This window comes from Microbacterium sp. MYb72, assembly GCF_002979415.1.
In the GTDB taxonomy this organism is placed as follows: domain Bacteria; phylum Actinomycetota; class Actinomycetes; order Actinomycetales; family Microbacteriaceae; genus Microbacterium; species Microbacterium natoriense.
Genome location: NZ_PCOT01000045.1, coordinates 1 through 24,159, shown reverse-complemented (window position 1 = coordinate 24,159; position 24,159 = coordinate 1). Strand labels below are relative to the sequence as shown.

Genomic DNA, 24,159 nt, shown 5'->3' with positions numbered 1-24,159 from the left:
GACGTCGGGGCGGGTGTTGTAGGTGACGTAGAGGGTCGCGGCGCGGCTGAAGTGGCGGCGCGAGACGACGTTCTCGTCTTGGGGGGCGAGCCCGAGCTGAATGTCGACAGCGCCGATCTTGTCGCGAACCCCCATCGTCACGTTCCATCCGACGGCGACAGCGGGGCCATTGCAGTAGCCGGGGTTCTGGGTGTCCAGAACGGGGCCCCACGCCGAGTGGTTCTGCTGGTTCCAGGTGAAGCCCCACATCTGCGGCCCGTACGTGCGCACCTGCACGGGGCTGTTCGGGCAGGACGCCCACTTGATCTGCGTGGCCGCGAGCTGCGCGGCCACGATGTCCTTGCCTGCCAGCGACGCGATCCGGAACTCGAAGAAGATGTTGCCCCGGTACTGCTGGTACCGGCCCATGCGGAGCACGTCGGACGCACTGGCGTTCAGGTACGACTGGTTCGGATACGCGGCATCCGTGTACCAGGAGCCGGAGATCCCGGACGCCCAGTCCGGGTCGACGTAGATCGGGTAGGTGACGTCGTCACCGGTGCGCTTCTCCTCCTTCGCGACCGACGCGCCCACGTCCATCGCGATCCGATCGGCCTCGACGTCGTGCGTCACCGGCGACGGAGTCTCCTCCCCGGGCTCCCGGTACGTGGCCCCGTCGGAGGAGTCCCACCACAGCGGCTGCCCCGCCACGATCCCCGACCCGTCCGCGGCCTCGGCCTCCACCGCGCCGGTGGACGTCTTCGTGAGGTCCGCGCCGTCGATCACGACGTGCAGGTCGTCGAGTTTCGTGGACTGGGCGGCCTTCTCCGTCTTCACGACGTAGATCGATGCCTGACCGGTCGTCGTGGCGACCATCTTCAGGTCCACCCCGGGGAGGACCTCCGCATACGTGGCCGTGTCGCCGTCGACGGTCGGGGTGGGGAGCACCCCGTATGGCCAGGTCTCCGTCACCCACTCCCCGGACGCCGTCTGCACCTGCGCGAGCTGGTCCGACCCTCCGGGGGAGAACCGCACCGGCGCGGCCGACGCGGCCGGCTCCCACCACTCCCCGACCGGGACGAGCGACGTGTCCACGGGCACCCAGGTCTCACCCTGCTCCACCCGCACCGGGACCGTCGACACCTCCAGCTGCATCGTCCCGTCCGGCAACGCACTGGTCAGCTGCGTCGGCGACGTCAACGCATCCACCACCACCGGCTCACCGGTCGCGACCGCCTCCGCCGACGCCACCGCCTGCGCCTGCGCGACCTGCGCCTTCTGCGCCTCACGGAACGACACCCCCACCGGGGACACCTTCCCCATCACCGGCGACACGGGTGCGGCCGACGCGGACACCGCGCCCCCGCCCACCACGACAGCCACCGCGCACACGACACCCAGGCCGGCGCGAAGCCCACGACTCGTCAACACGGAGAACGACGGACGCCCCTCACGACGCACAGAGGCAGCCGGAGAGCGGAAGGAAAGAGGATTCACAGACGAAAGCTATGCGTCCGCTGGGAGCCACCGCAATATCAAAACCCTGGATAAACCCGAATGTAAGAAACTCGCATCTCGCGCAACTAATAAGAGGAGTGCTCCGTGCGAGAACCGTCGATCGTCAGAGGGTCAGCGCCTCCGGCAGCCGGGCGATGTGGAACGTGCGGGCGAAAGGTCCGAGCACACCCGCGTCGCCGCGCACCACGGCGAGCACATCCTGCGCGATCGCCTCATCGGGGGTGATCTCCCCCGCGATCAGACGGCGGATGCCGGGACCCGCGACGATGACGGCATCCGGTTCGCCCTCCGGAGGGCGGCCGCCCACGGGGGGCGCGGGCGGAGCGAGCTGGGTGACGGCCAGCACCCCCGAGCGCACCGAGGCTCGCAGCGCGACATCTCCCACGTGGAGCTCGTACTCGGCATCGGAGGCGGCATCCGGTCGGAATGCAGTCCGCAGGGCCATCGTCAGCGAATCGGCCGTCACCACGTCACCCTCCTGCGGGTCGCCCATGGTCTGGAAGCCCCAGCGGCCGAGCGCGAGCACGATCGGCTCGAGCGCCCTGCCGTACGGGGTCAGCTCGTACACGAGTCCGCAGTTGTGCAGGGGCACGCGGCGCACCACCCCGCCCTCCTGCAGCTCCTTCAGACGCGTCGAGAGGATGTTGGTGGGGATGCGCGGCAGACCCAGCTTGAGGTCGGTGTACCGACGAGGGCCGACGAGCAGATCGCGGACGATGAGCAGCGCCCACCGCTCCCCGATCAGCTCGACGGCCGTCGTCACACCGCAGTACTGGCCGTAACTGCGCGCGGCCATGTCAGCCCTGTTCGGCGACGTGCTCCGGGCCGTTCTCGACGGCCTCAGGCGTCATGTACAGGAAGCCGAGCGAGTTGCCGTCGGGGTCGTCGAGGTCGCGCGAGTACATGAAGCCGTAGTCCTGCGCGGGCTTGGGCTCGGCGCCACCGGCGGCGAGGCCCTTCTCGAGCAGCGCGTCGACCTCTTCGCGGGAGTCCTTCGAGAACGACACCGAGACCTGGACGACCTCGTTGGGGTCGGCGATCGGCTTGTCGGTGAAGGTGGAGAAGAACTCGCGCTTGAGGACCATGAAGAACACATCGTCGCTCCAGACGATGCACGCCGCGTTCTCGTCGGTGAACAGCGGGTTGATCTCGCAGCCGAGGGCCGTGTAGAAGGCCTTCGAGCGCTCGAGGTCGGTGGTGGGAAGGTTGACGAACACCTTGGTCATGATGACTCCCTTGTCGGTCTTTCTGTCGGATGCCGGCCGGCGGCGCCGACCTCACGCAGATAGCTTGTTAAAAACAAGCACGCTTGTCAATAGCAAGTTGCCCCGACGTCAGGACCCCATCCGCCGTACGGGGGATGCCGCGGCATCCCCCTGCCCGTACCGTGGGGAGTATGCCCTTCATCCGCACGCCCACCGAGCGCGAATACCGCGGCGATCTGGTGCTCGCCGTCGTCATGTTCGTCGGCGCCGTGCTCAGCGCTGCGCTGTCGTCGATCGCGCAGGTCTACGGCGGCGACGCGCAGGAGCTGTGGACCGCGCTCGTCTACGCCGTCGTGATCTCGGTTCCCCTCGCCGTGCGCCGACGCTGGCCCGCCACCGTCGCCGTCCTCGTCGCCCTGGCCTACTTCACGGCGGTCACGCTGAAGATCCCCGAGATCTACGTCGGCAACATCGCCATGTTCGTCGGGCTCTACACGGTCGGCGCCTGGATGAACGACCGCCGCCGCGCGCTGATCGTGCGGATCGGCATCATCGTCGGCATGTTCGTGTGGCTGCTCATCACGATGTACCGCGACGCGATCAGCGAGGCCGACAAGGCCGACGTCGCCGCGGGCGCGTTCTCGCCCTACGTCGCCTACATGATGATCCAGCTGCTGCTGAACATCCTCTACTTCGGCGGCGCCTACTACTTCGGCGAGCGCTCCTGGCTCGCCGCGGCCCAGAGGTCGGTCCTCGAGGAGCGCACGATCGAGCTCGAGCGCGAGCGCGAGGTCACCGCGGCGCAGGCCGTGGCGCTCGACCGCGTGCGCATCGCCCGAGAGCTGCACGACGTCGTCGCGCACCACGTGTCGGTGATGGGCGTGCAGGCCGGCGCCGCCCGGCTCATGATCGAGCAGGACCCGAACGCCTCGAAGAACCTCCTCACTGGCATCGAGACCTCGGCGCGCGACGCGATCCGCGAACTGCACCAGCTCCTCGAGACGCTGCGCACGCCGGGAGGGGAGACGACGGATGCCGCCTCCACCCTCGGACTCGCCGACATCGAGTCGCTCGTGGCCGCTTCGACCGAGGCCGGCCTGCCGTCCGACTACTCCGTCATCGGCGACCCGGTGCCCGTGCCCCCGATGGTCGCCGTCAACCTCTACCGGATCGCCCAAGAGTCGCTCACGAACGCACGCCGCCACGCCGGCGTCGGCGCCACCGCCGACGTGCGGGTCCGCTACGACGACGAGGGTGTGGAGCTGGAGATCGTGAACACCGGCCGCAACGTCGCCCAGCTGCGCCCCGGGCTCGGTCAGCTCGGCATGCGCGAGCGCGCAGCCGCATCCGGAGGCACACTCGAGGTGACGCCCCGCACGCTCGGCGGACTGCGCGTGCGCGCCCGCGTGCCGCTCACCCCCGCGACGGCGGAGGTCTCATGATCCGGGTGCTGCTGGTCGACGACCACGCCATGCTGCGTGCCGGGTTCCGCACGATCCTGGAGAGCCAGCCCGACATCGCGGTGGTCGGCGAGGCCGGCACCGGCGCCGAAGCTGTGGCCGCGGCATCCGCTCTGCTCCCCGACGTCATCACGATGGACGTGCAGATGCCCGATATGGACGGCATCGAAGCGACCAGGCGGATCGTCGCCGACCCCGCGGTGGCCGCGGCGATCGCGATCGTGACGACCTTCGACCGCGACGACTACCTGCACCAGGCGCTGGACGCCGGAGCCGCCGGCTTCCTGCTGAAGAACGCGGGCCCCGAAGACCTCATCACCGCGGTGCGCGCGCTGGCCGCCGGAGACGGGATGCTGTCGCCCGAGGTCACACGGAGGGTGCTCGCGCGCTTCTCGTCCGCGGCATCCGCCCCGAGCGCGAACGCCGTCGCCCGAGGGCGGGAGGCAACGGCGCCTGCTCCGCTGGCCGAGCCGCTGACCGAGCGCGAGGCGGAGGTCCTGGTGCTGCTCGCCGACGCGCGCAGCAACGCCGAGATCGCGACGGCGCTCTTCATCGGCGAGGCCACCGTGAAGACCCACGTCTCGCGGATCCTGCAGAAGCTGGGCGCCCGCGACCGCGTGCAGGCCGTCGTGATCGCCCACCGGAGAGGCCTCGCCTGACACCGGGCACGCGCCGCCCGCACGATAGCCTCTGAGTCATGCCCGAGGCCGCACCGCTCTCCCGACCGATCCTCGCGGGCGTCGTCACGGCCCTCGTCGGCTTCACGAGCTCGTTCGCGGTCGTGCTGACCGGACTCGCCGCGGTCGGCGCGAACCCCGCCCAGGCGGCGAGCGGCCTGCTCGCGGTGAGCCTGACGATGGGGCTCGCGTGCATCGTCCTCGCGTGGCGGTACCGGATGCCGATCACCGCAGCCTGGTCCACCCCTGGGGCGGCGCTGCTCGCCGCGACCGGCGCCGTCGACGGCGGCTGGCCCGCCGCGGTGGGCGCCTTCCTCCTGGCATCCGCGCTGATCCTGCTGACCGCGCTGTGGCCGGCGCTCGGCGCGCTGATCGCCCGCATCCCTCCGTCGATCGCCCAGGCGATGCTCGCCGGCGTCCTGCTGCCGCTGTGTCTCGCGCCGATCACCGGGCTCGTCGCGAACCCGTGGGGCGTCGTCCCCGTCGTCCTCACGTGGCTGGTGTGCGCGCGGTTCGCGCCGCGGTGGGCCATGCCGCTGGCCTTCGTCACGGCATCGATCGTCGTCGCCGTCTCGCTCGTGCAGGACGGGGCGCCGGTGGATCCTGCCCTGCTGCTGCCGCGGATCGAGCTCACCGCCCCGACCTTCACCCTCGGCGCGGCGGTCGGCATCGCCCTGCCGCTGTTCATCGTGACGATGGCCTCGCAGAACGTGCCGGGCATCGCGATCATGCGCAGCTTCGGCTACGAGGTGCCCTGGCGTCCGGCGATGCTGGTGACGGGCATCGGCACCGCGCTCGGCGCTCCGGCCGGAGGGCATGCGATCAATCTCGCCGCGATCAGCGCGGCGCTGGCGGCCTCTCCCGACGCCGACCCGAACCCGGCACGGCGCTGGGTCGCCGGGGTCTCGACGGGCGCGTCCTACCTCGTGCTCGGCGGCGCCTCGGCCGCTTTCGCGACGCTCGTCCTCCTCGCGCCGGATGCCGTCATCCCCGCGGTCGCCGGCCTCGCCCTGTTCGCGGCGTTCGGGTCGGCCGTGCAGCAGGCGATCGACGACCCGGGCGAGCGCCTCCCCGCGGTGGTGACTTTCCTGGTCGCCGCATCCGGGATCTCCGTGCTCGGCGTGAGCGCCGCGTTCTGGGCGCTCGTCGCCGGCCTCCTGGTGCGGACGGTGCTGCACGCCCGACGCTGACCCGTCTCCCGCGCTCGCCGTCGCGGTTCACAACTCCTCAAGAATCGGCCCCTGAGCGCCGAAAAGGGGCCGCAGCCCCCAGAACTCCGGAGTTCTTGAGGAGTTGTGCGCGGGGATCCGCCTGTCCCGGGACCCTCGGCGACGGACCAGCCCGGATTCCCGGAGTTCTGGAGCAGCGACGGCGCGCACTCCCCGGTCCTCCCCGCGGTGGACCCGGCCGAGTCCGCCGCGCGGGGGATGCCCCGGGCCGCCGCCGTCCGTAGCGTGAGAGGCATGCGATGTCCTGAGCGAACGGAGTAAGGCGAAGTGACGACAGGAAAGCTCGAACTGAGCGGCATCACCAAGAGCTACGGCTCGCGGCGTGTGCTCGACGACGTGTCCTTCGAGGTCGCCCCCGGGCGCCTCACGGGCTTCGTCGGCGGCAACGGCGCGGGGAAGACCACGACCATGCGGATCGTGCTGGGGCTGCTCTCGGCCGATGGAGGTCGCGTGGAGCTCAACGGCTCCCTCCTCACCGCCGACGACCGCCGTCACTTCGGCTACATGCCGGAGGAGCGCGGCCTGTACCCGAAGATGAAGGTGCTCGAGCAGATCGTCTACCTCGCCCGGCTGCACGGCTTCAGCAAGGCGGATGCCACGGCCCGCGCCACCGCGCTCCTCACCGAGCTCGGACTCGAGGCCCGCCTCGGCGACACGATCGAGTCGCTGTCGCTCGGCAACCAGCAGCGCGCGCAGATCGCCGCGTCGCTCGTGCACGACCCCGAGGTGCTGATCCTCGACGAGCCGTTCTCCGGCCTCGACCCGCTCGCGGTCGACGTGGTCGCGGGCGTGCTGCAGTCGAGCGCCGCGAAGGGCGCATCGATCCTGTTCTCCTCGCACCAGCTCGACGTGGTCGAGCGTCTCTGCGACGACCTCGTCATCCTCGCCGGGGGCACCATCCGCGCCTCCGGGTCCCGCGACGCGCTGCGCGCCGAGCACGCGAGCGATCGCTACGAGCTCGTCTCCGCCGGCGACGCCGGCTGGCTGCGCACCGAGCCCGGCGTCACGGTGCTCGACTTCGAGGGCGGCTACGCCCTGTTCGACGCCGACGGCCCCGAGACCGCGCAGCGTGTGCTGCGCGCCGCCGTGGAGCGCGGCGACGTCGCGAGCTTCGCCCCGAAGCATCCGTCCCTCGCACAGATCTTCAAGGAGGTCATCCAGTGAGCACGTCAGCCACCGCCCGCGCGACCAACGGCATCTGGCTCGTCGCCGAACGCGAGATCTCCTCGAAGCTGCGCAGCAAGGCCTTCATGATCTCGACGGGCATCCTGCTGCTGCTCGCGCTCGTCGGCATCCTCATCGGCGGCTTCACCAGCAAGAACCCCGAGGCCACGACCGTCGCGGTGACCAGCGAGACGGCATCCGTCGTCGAGGCCCTGCCGAACGTCAAGGTCACCGAGGTGACCGGCCGTGACGAGGCCGAGGATCTGCTGCGCTCCGAGAAGGTCGAGACGGCGGTGCTGCCCGGCGACGGCCCCACCGGGTACACGGTCGTCGCTCTCAAGGACGCGCCGGGCTCGATCGTGAGCGGCCTGTCGGTGTCGCCGTCCGTCGAGATCCTGGACCCGGCGACGACGAACCCGCTGCTGCGGTACTTCATCGCGATCGGCTTCGGACTGGTGTTCTTCATGGCCGCGTCGACGTTCGGCGCCACGATCGCGCAGAGCGTCGTCGAGGAGAAGCAGACGCGTGTGGTCGAGGTGCTGCTGTCGTCGATCTCGCCCCGCACCCTCCTCGCCGGCAAGGTGATCGGCAACACGGTCCTCGCGATGGCGCAGATCATCGCCCTCGCCGCGATAGCCACGGTCGGACTCATCGTGACGGGTCAGAAGGAGGTGCTGTCGAGCCTCGGCGCCCCGATCATCTGGTTCGCGGTGTTCTTCCTGTTCGGGTTCGTGCTGCTGGCGGCGCTGTACGCCGCGGCCGCGTCGATGGTCTCGCGCATGGAGGACATCGGCTCGACCACCACGCCGATCATGCTGCTCGTGATGGCCCCGTACTTCCTGGTCATCTTCTTCAACGACAACCCGCTGGTGCTGACGATCATGTCGTACGTGCCGTTCTCGGCCCCGGTCGGGATGCCGATGCGCCTGTTCGTCGGAGAGGCCCAGTGGTGGGAGCCGCTGGTGAGCCTGGTGATCCTGCTCGCCTCGTGCGTGGCGGCGATCCTGATCGGCGCGAAGATCTACGAGAACTCGCTGCTGCGCATGGGCACGCGCGTCAAGCTCGCGGAGGCGCTGCGCGGCTGACCCCGCCTCCCGACTCCTCGAATCGGATACTTCGAATCGGACCCCCTGCCCTTCGATCGGGCACAGCTTCGGATGCCGCGGCCGACAGGCCGCGGCATCCGTCGTTCCTGCGGCGTGTCATCCTCGCCGCTCCGAACCTGTGCCCGCGGCTCCGCTCCGAACCTGTGCCCGCGACTCCGCTCCGAACCTGTGTCCGTGCTCCCGAAGGGCGAAGAACAAGACCCCGCCTGCGGAAACCAGCAGGCGGGGTCTTCTGCGCCGAGCGGGGAGACTCGGCGCTATCCGGGGAACCCGTGGGGACCGGGCGTCGTGGGGGTCAGATCACACCCTCGGAGAGGGTGGTGGGGTTGCCGAAGCGGTGGTTCGTGATCGACACGGCCTGCTCGTGCAGGAACGGCAGGATCTCGACGCGGCCGGCGCCGGTCACCGCGTGCGACCAGACCGCGACGTCAGGGGTGCCGCCGAGAGCCTCGAACAGCGCCGAGGCGTCTCCGCCGACGAGACGGACGCGGTTCCAGCTGTGCTCGGCCTTGGCCTGCGCCTTCGCGTAGCCCTTGACCCAGGCGGCGTCCTTCTCGTGCTTCACCGTCACGCCGTGGGCGCGCAGCGCCTTCTCGACCGAGGACGGGAGCGCGGGGGCGGACACCGTGAACGGGCTGCCGCTGCGCAGCGCGGCCGCGAGCACGCGGATGCCGTCGACCAGAGGAGCCTGCTCGGCGATGCGCACGTCGACCGAGACCGGGCGGTAGCGGAAGACGTTGCGCTCGACGCCGAGGCCGGACTTGTCGGTCACGATGCCGAACTCGCCGGTCCACGCCTGCTCATCGGATGCGGCCGCACGGTGCAGCCACTCGATCTCGACGGCGTCGAGGTCGGCGGATGCCGCCTTCAGCAGCGCCTCGACGGCCGGGGTCACCGCGGCGCCCGCGGCGGCGGCCGGGAGCTCGGCCGAGGCCCACTCGCCCAGACCGAACAGGTAGTTCGGCCCGCCGGCCTTTGCGCCCGCGCCCACCGCGGAGCGCTTCCAGCCGCCGAACGGCTGGCGCTGCACGATCGCGCCGGTGATGCCGCGGTTCACGTAGAGGTTGCCCGCCTCGACCCGGTCGAGCCAGGTGGCGACCTCATCGGAGTCGAGGGAGTGAAGGCCGGCGGTGAGGCCGTAGTCGACGGCGTTCTGCAGGCGGATGGCCTCGTCGAGGTCCTTCGCGCGCATGATGCCGAGCACGGGGCCGAAGAACTCCGTCAGGTGGGTCGTCGATCCGGCGGCGACACCGGTCTTCACACCGGGCGTCCACTGCTTTCCGTCGGCGTCCAGCTTCTTCGGCTCGACGAGCCAGCGCTCGCCCTTGTCGAGCGTGGTGAGCGCCTTCAGCAGCTTGCCGGATGCGGGCTCGATGATCGGCCCCATCTGCGTGGCGGGGTCGTCGGGAAGGCCCACGCGCATGGAGCGCACGGCATCCACGAGCTGACGCTCGAACCGCTTCGACTCGGCGACCGATCCGACGAGGATCACGAGGGATGCCGCGGAGCACTTCTGCCCCGCGTGGCCGAAGGCGCTGCGGGCGACGTCGGCGGCCGCGAGGTCGAGGTCGGCCGACGGCGTCACGATGATCGCGTTCTTGCCGCTGGTCTCGGCGAGCAGCGGCAGGTCGGAGCGGAAGGAGCGGAACAGCTGGGCCGTCTCGTAGGCGCCGGTGAGGATGACCCGGTCGACCGACGGGCTCGAGACGAGCTGCGTGCCGAGGTCGCGGGAAGCGAGGTCGACGAGGGCGAGCAGGTCGCGCGGCACGCCGGCGGCCCACAGCGCCTCGACCATCACCGCGCCGCAGCGCTGCGTGAGCTTGGCCGGCTTGATGATGACGCCGGAACCGGAGGCGAGGCCCGCGAGCACGCCACCGGCGGGGATCGCGACCGGGAAGTTCCACGGCGGGGTGACGACGGTGACCTTCGACGGCACGAACTCGGCGCCCGCGACGGCCTCGAGGTCGAGGGCGCGCTCGGCGTAGTAGTGCGCGAAGTCGATGGCCTCGGAGACCTCGGGGTCGGCCTCGGCGATCGTCTTGCCGGCCTCGTGGGCCATGATCTCCAGCAGCTGGCCGCGGCGGGCCGCGAGCTCGTCGCCGGCGCGGTGCAGCACGGCTGCCCGGTCGGCCGCCGGGAGAGCGGCCCACTTCGCGGCGGCGGCGGTCGCGGCGGCGAACACGTCGTCGAGCTGTTCGGCCGTGTCGATGCGGGCGGCGGAGATGGCCCCCTCGCCCAGCGTGGTCGACACGGAGCGCTGCAGGATGTCGCGGCCCCAGGCGCGGTTGGCGGCGAGCGCGGGGTCGGTGTCGGGCTGGTTGTGGAAGCCGGTGGTGACGGCATCCGCCTGCTCCCGCGTGCGGTCCTGGACGCGGTGGGATGCCGGCACGCTGCGGTCGGCTTCGAGGGCGGCGAGCGAGCGCTCGAAGCGCTCCCGCTCGCGCGTCAGCAGCTGCGGGTTGGAGGCGAGCTCGAAAACGGCCGACATGAAGTTCTCGGGGCTCGCGTTCTCTTCGAGGCGACGCACGAGGTAGGCGATCGCGACGTCGAACTCGGCCGGGTTCACGACCGGCGTGTAGAGGAGCAGGCGGCCCACGTCCTTGCGGACGGCCTCTGCCTGACCGGTGGCCATGCCCAGGAGCATCTCGTACTCGACGGCATCCGTCACTCCGCGGGCGGTGGCGAGCAGCCAGGTGTACGCGATGTCGAACAGGTTGTGGCCGGCGACGCCGATGCGCACGGCGTCGAGGCGCTCGGGGGTCATGGCCCAGTCGAGCACGCGCTTGTAGTTGGTGTCGGAGTCCTGCTTGGTGCCGTAGGTCGCGAGGGGCCAGTCGTGGATCTTCGAGTCGACCTCCTCCATCGCGAGGTTCGCGCCCTTCACGACGCGCACCTTGATGGGGGCACCACCCTTCGCGCGGCGGGCGGATGCCCACTCCTGCAGGTGCTGCATGGCGCCGAGCGCGTCGGGCAGGTAGGCCTGCAGCACGATGCCGGCCTCGAGGTTCTCCAGCCCCGGCTGGTCGAGGATGCTCGTGAAGGCCGCGATCGTGAGATCGAGGTCGCGGTACTCCTCCATGTCGAGGTTGATGAACTTCGCCGTGCCCTTGGCCTCGGCGTCGGCCGCGAGCCGGTACAGCGGGGTGAGCTTCTCGACCACGTCGGCGACGGCCTCGTCGAACGACCACATCGAGAGCTGGCTGACGACGCTCGACACCTTGATCGACACGTAGTCGACGTCGTCGCGGGCCAGGAAGTCGTAGGTGCCCTTCAGGCGGCGACCCGCCTCGCGGTCGCCCAGCACGGCCTCGCCGAGCAGGTTGAGGTTCAGTCGGTTGCCGCTCTTGCGCAGCTTCGCGATCGCGGGGCCGAGCTTCGACGGCGTCGCGTCGAGCACGAGGTGGCCGACCATGGCGCGCAGCACGCGGCGGGAGATCGGCACGACGACGCCGGGCAGCTTGGGCGCCCAGAAGCCGCCGGTTTTGATCGCCGCGCGCAGGTAGCCGGGCAGGAGGGTCGGGGTGATGTCGGCCAGGTCGGCGAGCTTGCGGCCGGCGACGCTGAGGTCTTCCGGACGCATCACGCCGTCGACGAAGCCGACGGTGAAGGCGAGGCCGTTGGGGTCCTTGAGCACCTCGGAGAGGCGCTGGGCGGCGGGCTCGACGGGGTGGGTCTCGCTCTCGGCGAGCCAGCGCTGCACGAGGGCGGCGACCTCTTCGGTGCGCGGGGTGGTGGTGTCGACGACAGACATTGGCGGGGAACCTTCCAGGGGGAGCGCACACCCGGGATCATGTGCGGCTCGGAACATTCTCGGGCTCGCGGGTAGGCTACGTCTATCAACCGATTTGCGTGATTTCCGTTCAGCCAGAGTGAACAATAGGGAGGGCCGGATGCTCGACGTCCATCGACTGCGGATGCTGGTCGAGTTCAGCCGCCGCGGCACGCTCTCCGCGGTCGCCGATGCCCTCTCGTACAGCAAGGCGTCGGTGTCGCAGCAGCTCGCGGCGCTGGAGCGCGACGTCGGCGTGCCGCTCCTCCGCCGGGTGGGCCGCGGCGTGCAGCTGACACCGCAGGGCGACGTGCTCGTGGCCGAGGCGATCGGCATCCTCGACCAGCTGGAACACGCTCAGGTCGCCGTGGCCGAATCCCTCGCCGAGGTCACCGGGACCGTGCGGATCGCGGTGTTCCAGACCGCGGCCCACGCGCTGCTGCCTCCGGCGCTGCTCGCACTGCAGGCGCAGCATCCGTCGCTCCGCGTCGACGTCACCGAGTGCGACCCCGAGACCGGACTCGTGGGCGTCGCGGGACGCGACTTCGACCTCATGCTCGCCGAGCAGTATCCAGGGCGCACGCGGCCGATCGTCGCCGAGCTCGACCGCGTCGTCCTCGCCCACGACACGATCGCCCTGGCCGGGCGGGCAGGAGGCGCGGACGCGGCCTCCGAGCCGTCGGGGGCGGATGCCGCGGCATCCCTGTGGGCGATGCGCGACGACCCCTGGGTGCTGGAGCCGGCGGGCACGGCGTCTCGCGCATGGGCGGAGCAGCTCTGCCGCACCGCCGGATTCGAACCCGACGTGCACTTCGAGGTCGCCGACCTCACGACGCACATCCGGCTGATCAGGGCCGGGCTCGCCGTCGGTCTCCTTCCGGAGCTCGTCTGGGCGGGCGACGCCCCGACCGTGGCGCTCAGCGCGCTCCCCGGCTCACCGCGGCGCGAGATCTTCTCGTCCGCACGGCGCGTGTCGGCCGACGCGCCGTCGATCAGGGCCGTGCGTCGCGCGCTCGCGGATGCGGCATCCGTGATCCTCCCCGGCTGACGTCTCACGCCAGGGAACCCGTTTCGTCTCGTCGCTGCGCTCCTCGCTCGACGACCGAGGACGCGCGCCCGGTCGTTGCGCGAGCGCAGCGAGACGAAACGCCCCTCCGCGCGAGATCAGTGGGTCCGGCCGCGAGGGATTCGGCGCGAGTCGCGGGTCTCGGCGACGGGCCAGGCCGACGACGGGTGAGGATGGAGCTTCGGATCGACGACGGAAGCGGAGCCGCCATGCACGAAGACCTCCTCGCTCACATGGACCGGATCAGGAGCACGCTCGGATACAGGCCCGTCAGCGATCTCCTCGCAGACGCCGAGAACGTGTTCATCGATCCGTTCTCGGCGCTCGTCTCCCGCCAGGCGCGAATCGGTTCAGGCAACATCTTCTATCCGCACGTGCGCATCGACGCCGGCGCCGGCGTGCTCACGATCGGAGACCGGAACCGCTTCTTCGAGGGAACGCGCATGGATGCCGCGGACGACGGATCGATCGAGATCGGAGACGAAAACGAGTTCGGACCGCACGCCGTCGCCGTCCTGGCAAACACGCCAGGGGCCGCGATCTCCATCGGCCACCGCATTCGCCTTCGCGGCCGGATCGACGTCCTGGGCACGACCCGGCTGGAAGACGGCTCGCAGATCCTGGGCGACATCACCGCTGTCGATGTGTCCCTTGCGGGCGGCGACAGCTACGCCGACCCCGACCCCGACGCACGGGGCGCAGTGCTGAAAGGGCGGGGTCGCGCGAAAGGGATCACCCTGGATATCGGCACGGTGATCAACGGCGACGGCGACCTCGCCCTGTTCCCGGTCGAAGCGCAGTCCGTCTATCACCCGAAGCCGGCGGATGCGGCATCCGTGATCCTCCCCGGCTGACGTCTCACGCCCGGGACCCCGTTTCGTCTCGTCGCTGCGCTCCTCGCTCGACGACCGAGGACGCGCGCCAGCGAGACGAAACGCCCCTCCGCACCCCGCGCTCTCTGACCCCTCACACGCTCAGGGGCGCGCGAGCGGGCGTGTGCGAGTGCGGGCGAGCAGGGCGATGCCGAGCGCCAGGTGCCACAGCATCACGGTGTACACGGCCACGCGCTCGGTCACGCCGTCGGGGAAGAAGAGGTGCGCCGTCAGGAGGAAGGCGCTGAGGAACCCCAGCCCGCCCAGCACGATGCCCGCGATGCGCAGGCGCAGCGGGAGCACGTCTCGCAGCGCGAAGGCTCCGGCGACGACGGCCCCGAGATTGCCCGCGCCGATCGCGAGAACGGCTCCGAGGCCGTGCACGGCCATGAGGCCGTTCTCCAGGTTGGCGGGAGACCCGTGCACGAGTCCGACGATGCTGATGCCGACCGCATGCACGAACACGAGCACGAGGAGCACGGAGCGCCCGCGCAGCGGCGGGAGCGCCGCGTAGAGCAGCACCGCCGCGAGCACCACGAGGAGCCCCTCGCCGATGAACCCCGCGTTCATGACCGCGGACATCGTCGAGTCGAGGTCGCGACCGTCGAGCTGACCGGTGCCGGGGACCCCGAGGTCGCTGATGTAGTTCTGGGCGTAGCTGTACCCGCGGAATCCCGCCGCGGCGATCGCCTCGCTCAGCACGTACCAGAGAGGGGCGAGCATCCACAGCAGTCCGGATGCTCGAAGGAGCGCTCCCCCGACGGCCTCGCCCTCTGCATTGCGGTGCTCGACCGCCATCCGCTCTCGTGTCTCCATGTTCGACCTCTTCCTCTCCCTCGGGGCAACGGACAGGACGCCGCGGATGTTCCGTCGGAGGCGCCTGCGGAGATGAACAGAGGACGAACGGACACGCAACGACTTCTCGAGATCGGCGGGGAATATGCATGCACATACATGCGTTCACCCCCGTGTACCCGGACGAAGGAGTCCGATCCGCTCCTTCTGAAAGGCACTTCCATGAGCACTCCCGTGATCGACCGCACCGCCCCCACCGAGCACCCCGTCCTCGACGTGCTCGCCGGCCGCTGGAGCCCCCGCGCCTTCGACGCCGAGACCGCGATCGACGAGTCCAAGCTGTCCGCCGCCCTCGAGGCCGCCCGCTGGACCCCCTCCGCCAACAACACGCAGCCGTGGCGCTTCATCGTCGCCCGCCGCGGCACCGCCCTGCACGCGCAGATCGTCGACGCGCTCATGGGCTTCAACCAGGCCTGGGCCGGCAACGCCGCGGTGCTGATCATCGCCGTCGCCGAGACCGCCACCGAAGACGGCACCCCGATCACCCACGCCGTGTACGACCTCGGCCAGGCCGTGGCGCACTTCTCCGTGCAGGCGCACAACGACGGCCTCTACGTGCACCAGATGAGCGGCTTCGACCCCGAGGTCGTCCGCGAGGTCGCCGACCTGGCTCCGCGCTTCTCGGCCATCACCGCCATCGCCGTCGGCGAGTTCGGCGACGTCGAGGCCCTTCCCGAGGTCCTGCAGGAGCGCGAGGTCGCTCCGCGCGTGCGCCGCCCGATCGCCGAGACGGTCATCCTCAGCGCCTGAGCATCCGCTCACCCCACCCGACGCCCCATCGACGCGTCGACGCCCCACCTCGCAGCCGCCTGCGAAGGGGGCGTCGGCAGCCAGGTGGGGCGTCGGCGTTGCATGGGATGCCGGGGCGTCAGGGCACAGGATGCCGCGGCCGGGGATGCCGACGGACGGGATGCCGCAGCCCAGCAGTCAGCGGGGGCGGTGCTCCGCGCGGGCCAGAGCGTCGGCGGCGCGCACGAGCGCGAGATGCGAGAAGGCCTGCGGGGTGTTGCCGAGCTGGCGACCCGACACGGGGTCGTACTCCTCCGAGAGCATCCCCACGTCGTTCGCGATCCCGCACAGCCGGTCCATGAGGTCGTGGGCCTCCTCGTGCCGGCCGGTGACGGCGTACTGCTCCACCAGCCAGAACGAGCACGCGAGGAACGCGCCCTCCGAGCCCGTCAGCCCGTCGACCCCGGTGCCCGTGCGGTAGCGGCGGACCAGGCCGTCGGGCATCAGCGTCTGCTCGATGCGCGCGACCGTGGCCAGCATCCGCGAGTCGTCAGGACGGCAGTAGCCGACCTGGGGCAGGAGCAGCAGCGACGCGTCGACCTCGGTCGTGCCGTAGTACTGCACGAAGCATCCGTCGACGACACCGTCACGGTCGATCTCCTCCCTCATGCGGTCGCGCAGCCCGCGCCAGCGCTCCACCGGTCCGTCGAGGCCGAACTCCTCCACGGCGCGCACCGCCCGGTCGAACGCCGCCCAGATCATCACGCGCGAGTGGGTGAAGCGGTGCGGCTCACCCCTGATCTCCCAGAGGCCCTGGTCCGGCCGCTCGATCTGCTCCGAGGCGAAGCGCACGAGCTGGCGCTCCAGCGGCCACGAGAACTCCGACTCGCCGAGGCCCGCGGCGCGGGCGGCCGACAGCGTCACCAGCACCTCGCCGACGACATCCGCCTGGTACTGGGCAGAGGCGCCGTTGCCGATGCGCACGGGCGCCGACCCTTCGTATCCGGGGAACTCGGGCAGCACCCGCTCGGGGAGGTCGCGCTCGCCGGCGAGCCCGTACATGATCTGCAGATCTCCGGGGTCTCCGGCCACGGCGCGCAGCAGCCACTCCCGCCACCGCCCGGCGACCGCGACGAAACCGTGGTCCAACAGTGCCTCGAGGGTGAGGGCCGCGTCGCGCAGCCACACGTACCGGTAGTCCCAGTTGCGCACGCCCCCGATCTCCTCCGGGAGCGACATGGTCGCCGCGGCGGCGATGCCCCCGGTCTCGTGGTTCGTGAGCGCGCGCAGGATCAGCAGCGACCGCACGACGTCGCCCCGGCGAGCGCCGTCGTGCGAGATCCGGTCGGCCCACTCCTGCCACCAGCTCTTCGTGCGCTCGACCTCCTCGTCGGCGTCGAGCGCGGGCGGGAGATCACGGTGCGAGGGGAACCACGTCAGCTGCAGATCGCGCACCTCCCCCGCCGTCACGGTCACCTGCCCCTCGTGCCGATGATCGGATGCCGTCAGCTGCGCGCCGCGGAGGGCGACGGCATCCGGCCCCCCGATCGCCACGAGGCACGGCTCCTCCTCGGTGCCGGTCTGACGCACCCACGGTATGACGCGCGCGTAGTCGAGGCGGATGCTCAGCCGCTGCGCGAACGTCATCTCGCCGCGCACCCCGACGATGCGGCGCACGAGATCGGTGCGCCCCACGGTCACGTCGGGGTCGAGGCCGATCGGCATGAAGTCGTGCACCTCGGCCACGGCATCCGCGGTCTCCCAGCGGGTGATGAGCACGAACGTGTCGCCGTCGTATCGGCGGGAGCTCACGGCATCCGGGTCGGCGGGGCGCAGCCGCCACCTGCCCTGGGCCTCGTCGCCGAGGATCGCGCCGAACGCCGACGCCGAGTCGAGGCGCGGCAGGCACAGCCAGTCGATGCTCCCCTGATCCGACACCAGCGCCGCGGTCCGGCAGTTGCTCAGAAGGGCGTAGTCCTCGATGCGCGCAGCCACGTCCCGAGCCTGTCACGACGCGCCCGCGAACGCCACCGCGCCCGCCCCGCGCGAACGGGACGGGCGCGGAGGCTCGCGGGTCAGTGGTCGGTGCGATCCACCTCGACCTCTTTGCCCTCACGATCCACGATCCTGCCGTCGACGACGGAGTCGCCGTCTTCGAGCGCGTCGAGGTACGCGACGGGGATGCTGCGCGTCGGCGCCGCCGCGAGCACGGACGCATCCTTGTTCGGACGCGCGCCGAGGTGGTTGAACACGAGGTTCAGCAGGATCGCCGCGACCGCGGCCGAGCTGATCCCGGAGTGGAAGATCGTGACGAACCACGCCGGCATCTGGTCGTAGATCGTCGGCGCGGCGATGGGCAGCATGCCGATGCCGATCGCGGTGGCGACGATGACGAGGTTCATGTTGCCGCGGTAGTCGACCTTCGCGAGCGTGCGGATTCCGCTGGCCGCGACGGAGCCGAAGAGCACGATGCCCGCACCACCCAGCACCGGGCTCGGCACGGCGGCCACGACCCTGCCGAGCACGGGGAGGAGGCCGAGCACGACCAGCACGACGCCGCCCGCGGTGACGACGAAGCGGCTCTTGACTCCCGTGATCGCGACGAGGCCGACGTTCTGCGCGAAGGCCGACTGCGTGAACGAGCCGAACACGGGCGACACGGCGCTGGACAGCATGTCGGCGCGGAGTCCCGCGGCGATGCGCTTCGAGTCGACCTTCGTGCCCACGATCTCGCCGACGGCGAGGATGTCGGCGGTCGTCTCGGTGAGCGTCACGAGGATCACGATGAACATCGAGATGATGCCGGCGATCTCGAACGTCGGCATCCCGAATCCGAACACGCTCGGCAGGGCGAAGATGGGGCCGTCGCCGACCGCGCCGAAGTCGACCCGGCCGAGGAGTGCCGCGACGATCGTGCCGATCACGATCGCGAGCAGGATCGCCAGTCGCGAGATCGCCCCCACCGGCACCTTGCTCAGCACCAGCACGATGACCAGGGTGATCGCCGCGAGGAGCAGGTTCTGCGGCGAGCCGAAGTCCTCCGCCTCCCTGTTGCCGCCCATCGCCCACCCCGCCGCGACCGGCAGCAGCGTGAGGCCGATGGTCGTGATGACGACGCCGGTCACCACGGGCGGGAAGAACCGGATGATCGTCGCGAACACCGGCGCGATGAGGAGGCCGATGATCGACGCCACGATCACCGCCCCGAACACGGCGGGGAGCCCGCCGCCGCTCGTCACGATCGCGCCCATCGTCGCCACTCCCGCGAACGAGACGCCCTGCACGAGCGGCAGCTGCGAGCCGAAGAACGGGATGCCGACGGTCTGCAGCACCGTCGCGAGCCCGCCCATGAAGAGGCAGGCCGTGATCAGCACGCCGATCTCGGCGCCGTCGAGACCCGCCATCGAGCCGATGATGAGCGGAGGGGCGATGATGCCGCCGTACATCGTGAGCACGTGCTGGATGCCGTAGGCGATGGTGGAGCCGAGCGGCAGGCGCTCGTCCTCCGGGCGGAGGGATGCCGTCTTCGTGGTGTTCATGTCGACCTCTTCGTCGTCTGTTGCCGGTTGTCTGTCGTCGTGCGGATGGTGGGTCAGGAGAGCCGTGCGAGGAGGCCGCGCGCCGCCTCGCTGTGCTGGGCGATGAGCCGGGGGATGTCGAGGCCGTCGATGAGGCCGTCGATCACCCGCCAGCGCCCGCCGACCATGACCCGGTCGGCGCGCTCGGCTCCGCACAGGAGCAGGGCGGCGACGGGGTCGTGGCTGCCGGAGAAGCGCAGCTCGTCGAGCGTGAACATGGCGAGGTCGGCCTGCATCCCCGGGGCGAGGGCTCCGATGTCGCTGCGTCCGAGCGCACGGGCGGATCCTGCGGTCGCCCAGCCGAGCGCGCGCTCCGGGGTGACGGCGGCCGCGCCGTAGCGGAGGCGCTGCAGGTACAGCGCCTGACGCACCTCCTGGATCATGTTCGAGCCGTCGTTCGAGGCGGAGCCGTCGACGCCGAGTCCGACGGGAGCGCCGGCCTCCTCGAGCTCGAGGGTGCGGGCGATGCCGGAGGCGAGGCGCATGTTCGAGGTCGCGCAGTGCGACACGGCGGTCCCCGCTGCGCCGAGACGCGCGATCTCGGCGTCGTCGAAGTGGATGCCGTGCGCCAGCCAGGTGCGGTCAGACAGCCAGCCGACGCTCTCCAGGTAGTCGACAGTGCGCAGGCCGAACGTCTCGCGGCAGAAGTCCTCCTCGTCGAGGGTCTCGGCGAGGTGCGTGTGCAGGCGCACGTCGAGGCGCTCGGCGAGGTCGGCGGTATCGCGCATCACGCCCGTGGTCACCGAGAACGGCGAGCACGGGGCGAGTCCGATCTGCACGAAGGCCCCGTCGCCGCGCTCGTGGTAGGCGCCGACGAGCCGCTCGCTGTCGGCGAGGATGGTCTCGGCATCCTGCACCGTGCGCTGCGGCGGGAGTCCGCCGTCGTCCTCACCGAGCGACATCGAGCCGCGGGTGAGCGTGGCACGCATGCCGAGCCTCTTGACGACGTCGACCTGCACGTCGATGCCGTCCTCCAGGCCGTTCGGGAACAGGTAGTGGTGGTCGGCCGCTGTGGTGCACCCCGACAGCAGCAGCTCGGCGAGCGCCACGGTGGTCGCGAGCTCCAGGTCGCGCGGCGTGAGCCCGGCCCACACCCCGTACAGCCCCTTCAGCCAGGGGAAGAGCTCGGCGCTCACGACGGGCGTCCAGGCGCGGGTGAGCGTCTGGTAGAAGTGGTGGTGCGTGTTGATGAGGCCGGGGATCACGACGTGCCGCGACGCGTCGAGCACCTCGTCGACGGGGGCGCTCGGCGCTCCCCCCGCAGGTACGAGCTCGCGGATGCGCGAGCCCTCGACGACGATTCCGCCCGAGGCGTCGGCGTCCGTGCCCGTGTGGACGCCGAGCGGGTTCTTGAGCCAGGTGCTGGCCGGATGCTGCGACATGGTGGACTCCTTCCGTACGGTGGAGCCGCGTGCCGGCCCCACAGGGCCAGCTCAGTTGTGTCCTGTCTGCTGATCCAGGAGCCCCCTCTTCGGGACTCTTCAGGTCTATCAGCCGCGCCGCACGCCCGTCAAGAACTAATCTCACATCTCGGACGGTTCTTTCCAAGATGCGAAAGTCAAGCCGCAGGCTGGGAATCCCCGGCAATGCCCGGTAGCCTCGCGCCCATGGCCAGCACTCCCACGACCCTGTTCATCCTCGGCGCATCCGGCGACCTGACCTCCCGGCTGCTGCTGCCGTCGCTGGCCGCCCTGCTGGCCCGCCAGCCGCAGCGGAAGATCACCCTGCGCGGCGCGGGCACGGAGGACTGGGATGCTGCGAAGTGGCAGCAGGTCGTCGCGACCGCGTTCGCCGACTCCCCCGGCGCGCTCGATCGCGTCACGGTCGGCGACTACGCCGCCGCCGACGTGACCGATCGCGACGCCGTCGGCCGGATCGTCGAGTCAATGCAGCCGGGGACCGTCCTATACTTCGCCCTGCCGCCGGCCGTCACCCGCAGGACGATCGACGCGATGCAGGGCATGTCGCTGCCGGAGGGCACGCTCCTCGCGATGGAGAAGCCCTTCGGCGACGACGAGGCCAGCGCCAGAGAACTCAACGAGCAGCTGGCCACGCTCGTCCCCGAGCAGCAGGTGTTCCGGGTCGACCACTTCCTCGGCCGGTCGACCCTGCTCAATCTGCTCGGCGTGCGGCTCGCGAACCGCATGTGGGAGCCGGTGTGGTCGGCCGAGCACATCGAGTCCGTGCACATCCGCTTCGACGAGTCGCTCGCGCTCGAGGGCCGCGCCCGGTACTACGACAGCGCCGGGGCGATGGTCGACATGATCCAGAGCCACCTGCTCCAGGTGCTGGCGCTGCTCGCGATGGACCCTCCCGCGACCCTCGGCGAGCGCGACCTGCGCGACGCCAAGGCCGCGGTGCTGCGCGCCACTCGCGTGCGCGGGGACATCGCCGACGCCGCCCGCCGTGCCAGGTACACCGCGGGCCGGGTCGGCGACCGCGACCTGCCGGCGTACGCGGATGAGGAGGGCGTGGATGCCGCGCGCGGCACCGAGACCCTGGCGGAGGTGACCTTCGAGGTCGCGAACGACCGCTGGGAGGGCGTGCCGTTCGTGCTGCGCTCCGGCAAGGCGCTGGAGGCCAAGAAGTCGGAGGTCGTCATCACCTTCAAGCGCGTGCGGCACATCCCGGCCGGACTCCACGGCACACCGGAGGACGGCGGCCGCCTCACGTTCTCGCTCGGCCCAGACACCCTGGCGCTGCGACTGCACATGACAGGCGGCGACGACCCGTTCGCCCTCCGCGACGAAGACCTCACGGCCGACCTCGGCGAGGGCCAGCGACGCTCCTACGAGGAGGTCCTCGACGAGCTGCTCGACGGCGAGGTCGCCCTGTCGGTGCGAGCCGACGAGGCCGAGGAGTGCTGGCGCATCATCCAGCCGGTGCGCGACGCGTGGGCCCGGGGCGAGACCCCGCTGGAGGAGTACCCCGCCGGTTCGTCCGGCCCCGCCGCGTGGCCGCACCTCTGACCCTCCCCTGGCCTCGGCTCGCGCGCATCGCGCTCGCCGTTCCCCGGTGCCGGCTCCCGGCTCTCCGCTCTCCGCTGCCCGCTGCCCGCTGCCGGGGCACGCTGTCCGCTTGCCTGCTCTCCGCTGACCGCGCGGATCCGACCGGACGCGTCCGCCGTCGGCATCCGGGATGCACTTCTGATCGATCCCGTGCGCGAGACCGGATCAGATGACGGAAAGACGGCAGAACACGGACCGGAATGAGCGACCGGTCCTACGATCGGCAGCATGACAGCCCTCTCGCGGCGGACCAGAGCCGGTTACGCCCTCGGCGGGATCGCCTCCGGCACCTACGGCACGGTGCCGGGGCTCATCCTGATGCCCTTCCTCACGGACCTGCTCGGCGTGGAGGCGGCGATCGCCGGGATGATCGTGTTCGCCCCGAAGGCGTGGGACTTCTTCCTCAACCCGATCGCGGGGCGCATCAGCGACCGCTCGCGGCATCCGCACGACCGACGTCGGCCGTTCATCCTCCGCGCTGGCCTCCTCCTCGCGCTCGCGTTCCTCGCCATGTTCTTCGGACCGACCGCACCGCCGGTCGCGGCCGCGCTCTGGGTGCTCGTGCTGTTCCTCGCCACGGCCACCGTGTACGCGTTCTTCCAGGTGCCGTACCTCGCGATGTCGGCCGAGATCACCGACGACTACTCCGAGCGGACGCGGCTCATCACGTGGCGGGTGATCGTGTTCACCCTCGCGATCCTCGTCTCCGGCGCGACGGCGCCCCTGCTCGTCGAGGCCGTCGGGGGCGTCGCCGGGTACCGGATCATGGCCGGCGCGATGGCCGTGCTGATCCTGGTCGGCACGATCGGGGTGTGGTGGGGCACGAGGCGCGTCGCCCTGACGCGCGATGAGGTCGCCGGCGGGCGGCTGCTCGAACAGCTCGCGATCGTGCTGCGCGAGAAGGACTCGCGCACGCTGATCGTCTCGTACGTGCTGCAGGCGGTCGCCATCGGCATGGTGCTCGGCGGCGTCGTCTACGTCGCGCGGCACGTCGTGCACGATCCGGGCGTCGCCACGATCGCGTTCGTGTGCTTCGTGGGCCCCGCCGTCGTGCTGACCCCCGCGTGGTCGCTGCTCGGGCGGAGGATCGGCAAGAAGGGCGGATTCGCCGTCGCCACGGTCGTGATGACCGTCGGGCTCCTCGCCTTGCTCACGGCGCGATCAGGTGAGCCGCTGCCGCTTCTGATCGCCTCGGGCATCGTCGGCGTCGGCTACGCGGGGGCGCAGCTCTTCCCGCTCGCGATGCTGCCCGACGTCGCGGCGGAAGACGCCAGGCGCAGCGGCACCAACCGCATCGGCATGATCTCGGGCGTCTGGTCGGGGTTCGAGCTGCTCGGCTACGCCCTCGGACCTGCGCTGCTCGGGCTCGTCCTGAGCGTCGGCGGCTACGTCGCCACAACGGGAGACGAGGTCGTCCAGTCTGATGCCGCGCAGTGGGCGATCGTGCTGGGAGTGTCGGTGATCCCCGCGGCCCTGTGCGCCGCGAGCCTGGTGCCGCTCTCGCGTTACCGCCTCGACGCCCGCCTGCGCGCCGAGGCCCGCGCCGACGCCTGACCGCGCCGGGGTTGCCTGTGCCGTGGGCTTCCCGTGACGTGGTTGCCCGCGCTGCAGGCTGACCGCGCCGGGGGTTACCTGCGCCGCACACTGACCGACACGGCCTGCCCGCGCCGCGGCATCCGCTCGTCCCGCTCCGGAAGCCCCCATCCGCTCGGGAGGAGATCTCACGCTCGGGAGGAGCAATCCGGCTCAACCCTCCTCCCGAACCAGCTTTCTCCTCCCGAACGTACGCACCCTGATGCGGCACCCGCGGCCCCGCGCGACCCCCCGCGCGGCTCCCGCGGCCCCGCGGCTCCCACGAACCACCCGCACGCCCACCCGCTCGGGAGGAGATCTCACGCTCGGGAGGAGCAATCCGGCTCAACTCTCCTCCCGAGCGTGAGATCT

Annotated in this window: 18 protein-coding genes; 10 read left to right on the top strand and 8 right to left on the bottom strand. The window is 70.9% G+C overall.

The features are described 5' to 3' along the window. From CQ047_RS17545 to CQ047_RS17535, 3 genes are all read right to left on the bottom strand, one after another. The coding region (locus tag CQ047_RS17545) for a hypothetical protein (RefSeq protein WP_219844652.1) at window positions 1-1,362 on the bottom strand (1,362 nt) is incomplete at its 3' end. A 238-nt stretch (window positions 1,363-1,600) separates the two neighbouring features. Then, window positions 1,601-2,293 (bottom strand): helix-turn-helix domain-containing protein, encoded by a 693-nt coding sequence (locus tag CQ047_RS17540; protein WP_105677263.1) that lies wholly within the window; start codon window positions 2,291-2,293, stop codon window positions 1,601-1,603. Window position 2,294: 1 nt separating this feature from the next. Further along, a complete protein-coding gene (locus tag CQ047_RS17535) occupies window positions 2,295-2,723 on the bottom strand; it encodes a VOC family protein (RefSeq protein ID WP_181155997.1) in 429 nt (142 codons plus the stop codon). Between the two features lie 170 nt (window positions 2,724-2,893). On the opposite strand from CQ047_RS17535, the gene CQ047_RS17530 reads away from it, so the two are divergent. The 5 genes from CQ047_RS17530 to CQ047_RS17510 all read left to right on the top strand — a co-directional run bounded on the left by CQ047_RS17530 (window position 2,894) and on the right by CQ047_RS17510 (window position 8,317). Continuing rightward, window positions 2,894-4,144, top strand: coding sequence for a sensor histidine kinase (locus CQ047_RS17530; protein ID WP_105677260.1), 1,251 nt, complete (start codon window positions 2,894-2,896; stop codon window positions 4,142-4,144). Further along, the gene (locus CQ047_RS17525; RefSeq protein WP_105677259.1) at window positions 4,141-4,821 is read left to right on the top strand and encodes a response regulator transcription factor; all 681 of its coding nucleotides are present in this window, start codon (window positions 4,141-4,143) and stop codon (window positions 4,819-4,821) included. Before CQ047_RS17530 ends, CQ047_RS17525 begins: the two co-directional genes overlap by 4 nt. Before the next feature lie 38 nt (window positions 4,822-4,859). Further along, a complete protein-coding gene (locus tag CQ047_RS17520; protein ID WP_105677257.1) occupies window positions 4,860-6,029 on the top strand; it encodes a benzoate/H(+) symporter BenE family transporter in 1,170 nt (389 codons plus the stop codon). A gap of 306 nt (window positions 6,030-6,335) precedes the next feature. Then, window positions 6,336-7,232, top strand: coding sequence for an ABC transporter ATP-binding protein (locus CQ047_RS17515; RefSeq protein ID WP_105677256.1), 897 nt, complete (start codon window positions 6,336-6,338; stop codon window positions 7,230-7,232). Next, complete coding sequence (locus CQ047_RS17510) at window positions 7,229-8,317, top strand: ABC transporter permease (RefSeq protein ID WP_105677255.1); 1,089 nt, start codon at window positions 7,229-7,231, stop codon at window positions 8,315-8,317. Before CQ047_RS17515 ends, CQ047_RS17510 begins: the two co-directional genes overlap by 4 nt. 316 nt (window positions 8,318-8,633) lie before the next feature. On the opposite strand, the gene CQ047_RS17505 is transcribed toward CQ047_RS17510, so the two are convergent. Continuing rightward, window positions 8,634-12,089, bottom strand: coding sequence for a bifunctional proline dehydrogenase/L-glutamate gamma-semialdehyde dehydrogenase (locus CQ047_RS17505; protein WP_105677254.1), 3,456 nt, complete (start codon window positions 12,087-12,089; stop codon window positions 8,634-8,636). A 139-nt stretch (window positions 12,090-12,228) separates the two neighbouring features. On the opposite strand from CQ047_RS17505, the gene CQ047_RS17500 reads away from it, so the two are divergent. Together CQ047_RS17500 and CQ047_RS17495 are read left to right on the top strand one after the other, a co-directional pair. Next, a complete protein-coding gene (locus CQ047_RS17500) occupies window positions 12,229-13,155 on the top strand; it encodes a LysR family transcriptional regulator (protein ID WP_105677252.1) in 927 nt (308 codons plus the stop codon). A 227-nt stretch (window positions 13,156-13,382) separates the two neighbouring features. Continuing rightward, window positions 13,383-14,027: a hypothetical protein gene (locus CQ047_RS17495; protein WP_146114390.1), complete on the top strand. Its 645-nt coding sequence runs from the start codon at window positions 13,383-13,385 to the stop codon at window positions 14,025-14,027. A gap of 120 nt (window positions 14,028-14,147) precedes the next feature. On the opposite strand, the gene CQ047_RS17490 is transcribed toward CQ047_RS17495, so the two are convergent. Then, entirely contained in the window at window positions 14,148-14,861 is a 714-nt protein-coding gene (locus tag CQ047_RS17490) for a DUF998 domain-containing protein (RefSeq protein ID WP_105677250.1), read from the bottom strand. 201 nt (window positions 14,862-15,062) lie between these two features. Here CQ047_RS17490 and CQ047_RS17485 point away from each other — a divergent pair, with 201 nt between their 5' ends. Then, on the top strand, window positions 15,063-15,650 hold the full coding sequence (locus CQ047_RS17485) for a nitroreductase family protein (RefSeq protein WP_105677248.1): 588 nt from the start codon (window positions 15,063-15,065) through the stop codon (window positions 15,648-15,650). A 177-nt stretch (window positions 15,651-15,827) separates the two neighbouring features. On the opposite strand, the gene CQ047_RS17480 is transcribed toward CQ047_RS17485, so the two are convergent. The 3 genes from CQ047_RS17480 to CQ047_RS17470 form a co-directional block, all read right to left on the bottom strand. After that, window positions 15,828-17,624 carry a glycoside hydrolase family 15 protein gene (locus CQ047_RS17480; RefSeq protein ID WP_105677247.1) on the bottom strand — a complete coding sequence of 599 codons (1,797 nt, stop codon included), beginning with the start codon at window positions 17,622-17,624 and terminating at the stop codon, window positions 15,828-15,830. A gap of 80 nt (window positions 17,625-17,704) precedes the next feature. Next, on the bottom strand, window positions 17,705-19,168 hold the full coding sequence (locus CQ047_RS17475) for a nucleobase:cation symporter-2 family protein (RefSeq protein ID WP_105677245.1): 1,464 nt from the start codon (window positions 19,166-19,168) through the stop codon (window positions 17,705-17,707). A gap of 53 nt (window positions 19,169-19,221) precedes the next feature. Beyond that, window positions 19,222-20,589 carry an 8-oxoguanine deaminase gene (locus CQ047_RS17470; protein ID WP_105677244.1) on the bottom strand — a complete coding sequence of 456 codons (1,368 nt, stop codon included), beginning with the start codon at window positions 20,587-20,589 and terminating at the stop codon, window positions 19,222-19,224. Between the two features lie 225 nt (window positions 20,590-20,814). On the opposite strand from CQ047_RS17470, the gene CQ047_RS17465 reads away from it, so the two are divergent. Then, the gene (locus CQ047_RS17465; RefSeq protein ID WP_219844651.1) at window positions 20,815-22,176 is read left to right on the top strand and encodes a glucose-6-phosphate dehydrogenase; all 1,362 of its coding nucleotides are present in this window, start codon (window positions 20,815-20,817) and stop codon (window positions 22,174-22,176) included. A gap of 267 nt (window positions 22,177-22,443) precedes the next feature. Further along, on the top strand, window positions 22,444-23,769 hold the full coding sequence (locus CQ047_RS17460; RefSeq protein ID WP_105677240.1) for an MFS transporter: 1,326 nt from the start codon (window positions 22,444-22,446) through the stop codon (window positions 23,767-23,769). Window positions 23,770-24,159: the final 390 nt, after the last annotated feature.

Excerpts from the sequence above, each read along its gene's own strand:
- CQ047_RS17540 (WP_105677263.1), bottom strand. The coding sequence starts at position 2,293 with ATGGCCGCGCGCAGTTACGGCCAGTACTGCGGTGTGACGACGGCCGTC.
- CQ047_RS17535 (WP_181155997.1), bottom strand. The coding sequence starts at position 2,723 with ATGACCAAGGTGTTCGTCAACCTTCCCACCACCGACCTCGAGCGCTCG.
- CQ047_RS17530 (WP_105677260.1), top strand. The coding sequence starts at position 2,894 with ATGCCCTTCATCCGCACGCCCACCGAGCGCGAATACCGCGGCGATCTG.
- CQ047_RS17525 (WP_105677259.1), top strand. The coding sequence starts at position 4,141 with ATGATCCGGGTGCTGCTGGTCGACGACCACGCCATGCTGCGTGCCGGG.
- CQ047_RS17520 (WP_105677257.1), top strand. The coding sequence starts at position 4,860 with ATGCCCGAGGCCGCACCGCTCTCCCGACCGATCCTCGCGGGCGTCGTC.
- CQ047_RS17505 (WP_105677254.1), bottom strand. The coding sequence starts at position 12,089 with ATGTCTGTCGTCGACACCACCACCCCGCGCACCGAAGAGGTCGCCGCC.
- CQ047_RS17500 (WP_105677252.1), top strand. The coding sequence starts at position 12,229 with ATGCTCGACGTCCATCGACTGCGGATGCTGGTCGAGTTCAGCCGCCGC.
- CQ047_RS17495 (WP_146114390.1), top strand. The coding sequence starts at position 13,383 with ATGCACGAAGACCTCCTCGCTCACATGGACCGGATCAGGAGCACGCTC.
- CQ047_RS17490 (WP_105677250.1), bottom strand. The coding sequence starts at position 14,861 with ATGGAGACACGAGAGCGGATGGCGGTCGAGCACCGCAATGCAGAGGGC.
- CQ047_RS17485 (WP_105677248.1), top strand. The coding sequence starts at position 15,063 with ATGAGCACTCCCGTGATCGACCGCACCGCCCCCACCGAGCACCCCGTC.
- CQ047_RS17475 (WP_105677245.1), bottom strand. The coding sequence starts at position 19,168 with ATGAACACCACGAAGACGGCATCCCTCCGCCCGGAGGACGAGCGCCTG.
- CQ047_RS17470 (WP_105677244.1), bottom strand. The coding sequence starts at position 20,589 with ATGTCGCAGCATCCGGCCAGCACCTGGCTCAAGAACCCGCTCGGCGTC.
- CQ047_RS17465 (WP_219844651.1), top strand. The coding sequence starts at position 20,815 with ATGGCCAGCACTCCCACGACCCTGTTCATCCTCGGCGCATCCGGCGAC.
- CQ047_RS17460 (WP_105677240.1), top strand. The coding sequence starts at position 22,444 with ATGACAGCCCTCTCGCGGCGGACCAGAGCCGGTTACGCCCTCGGCGGG.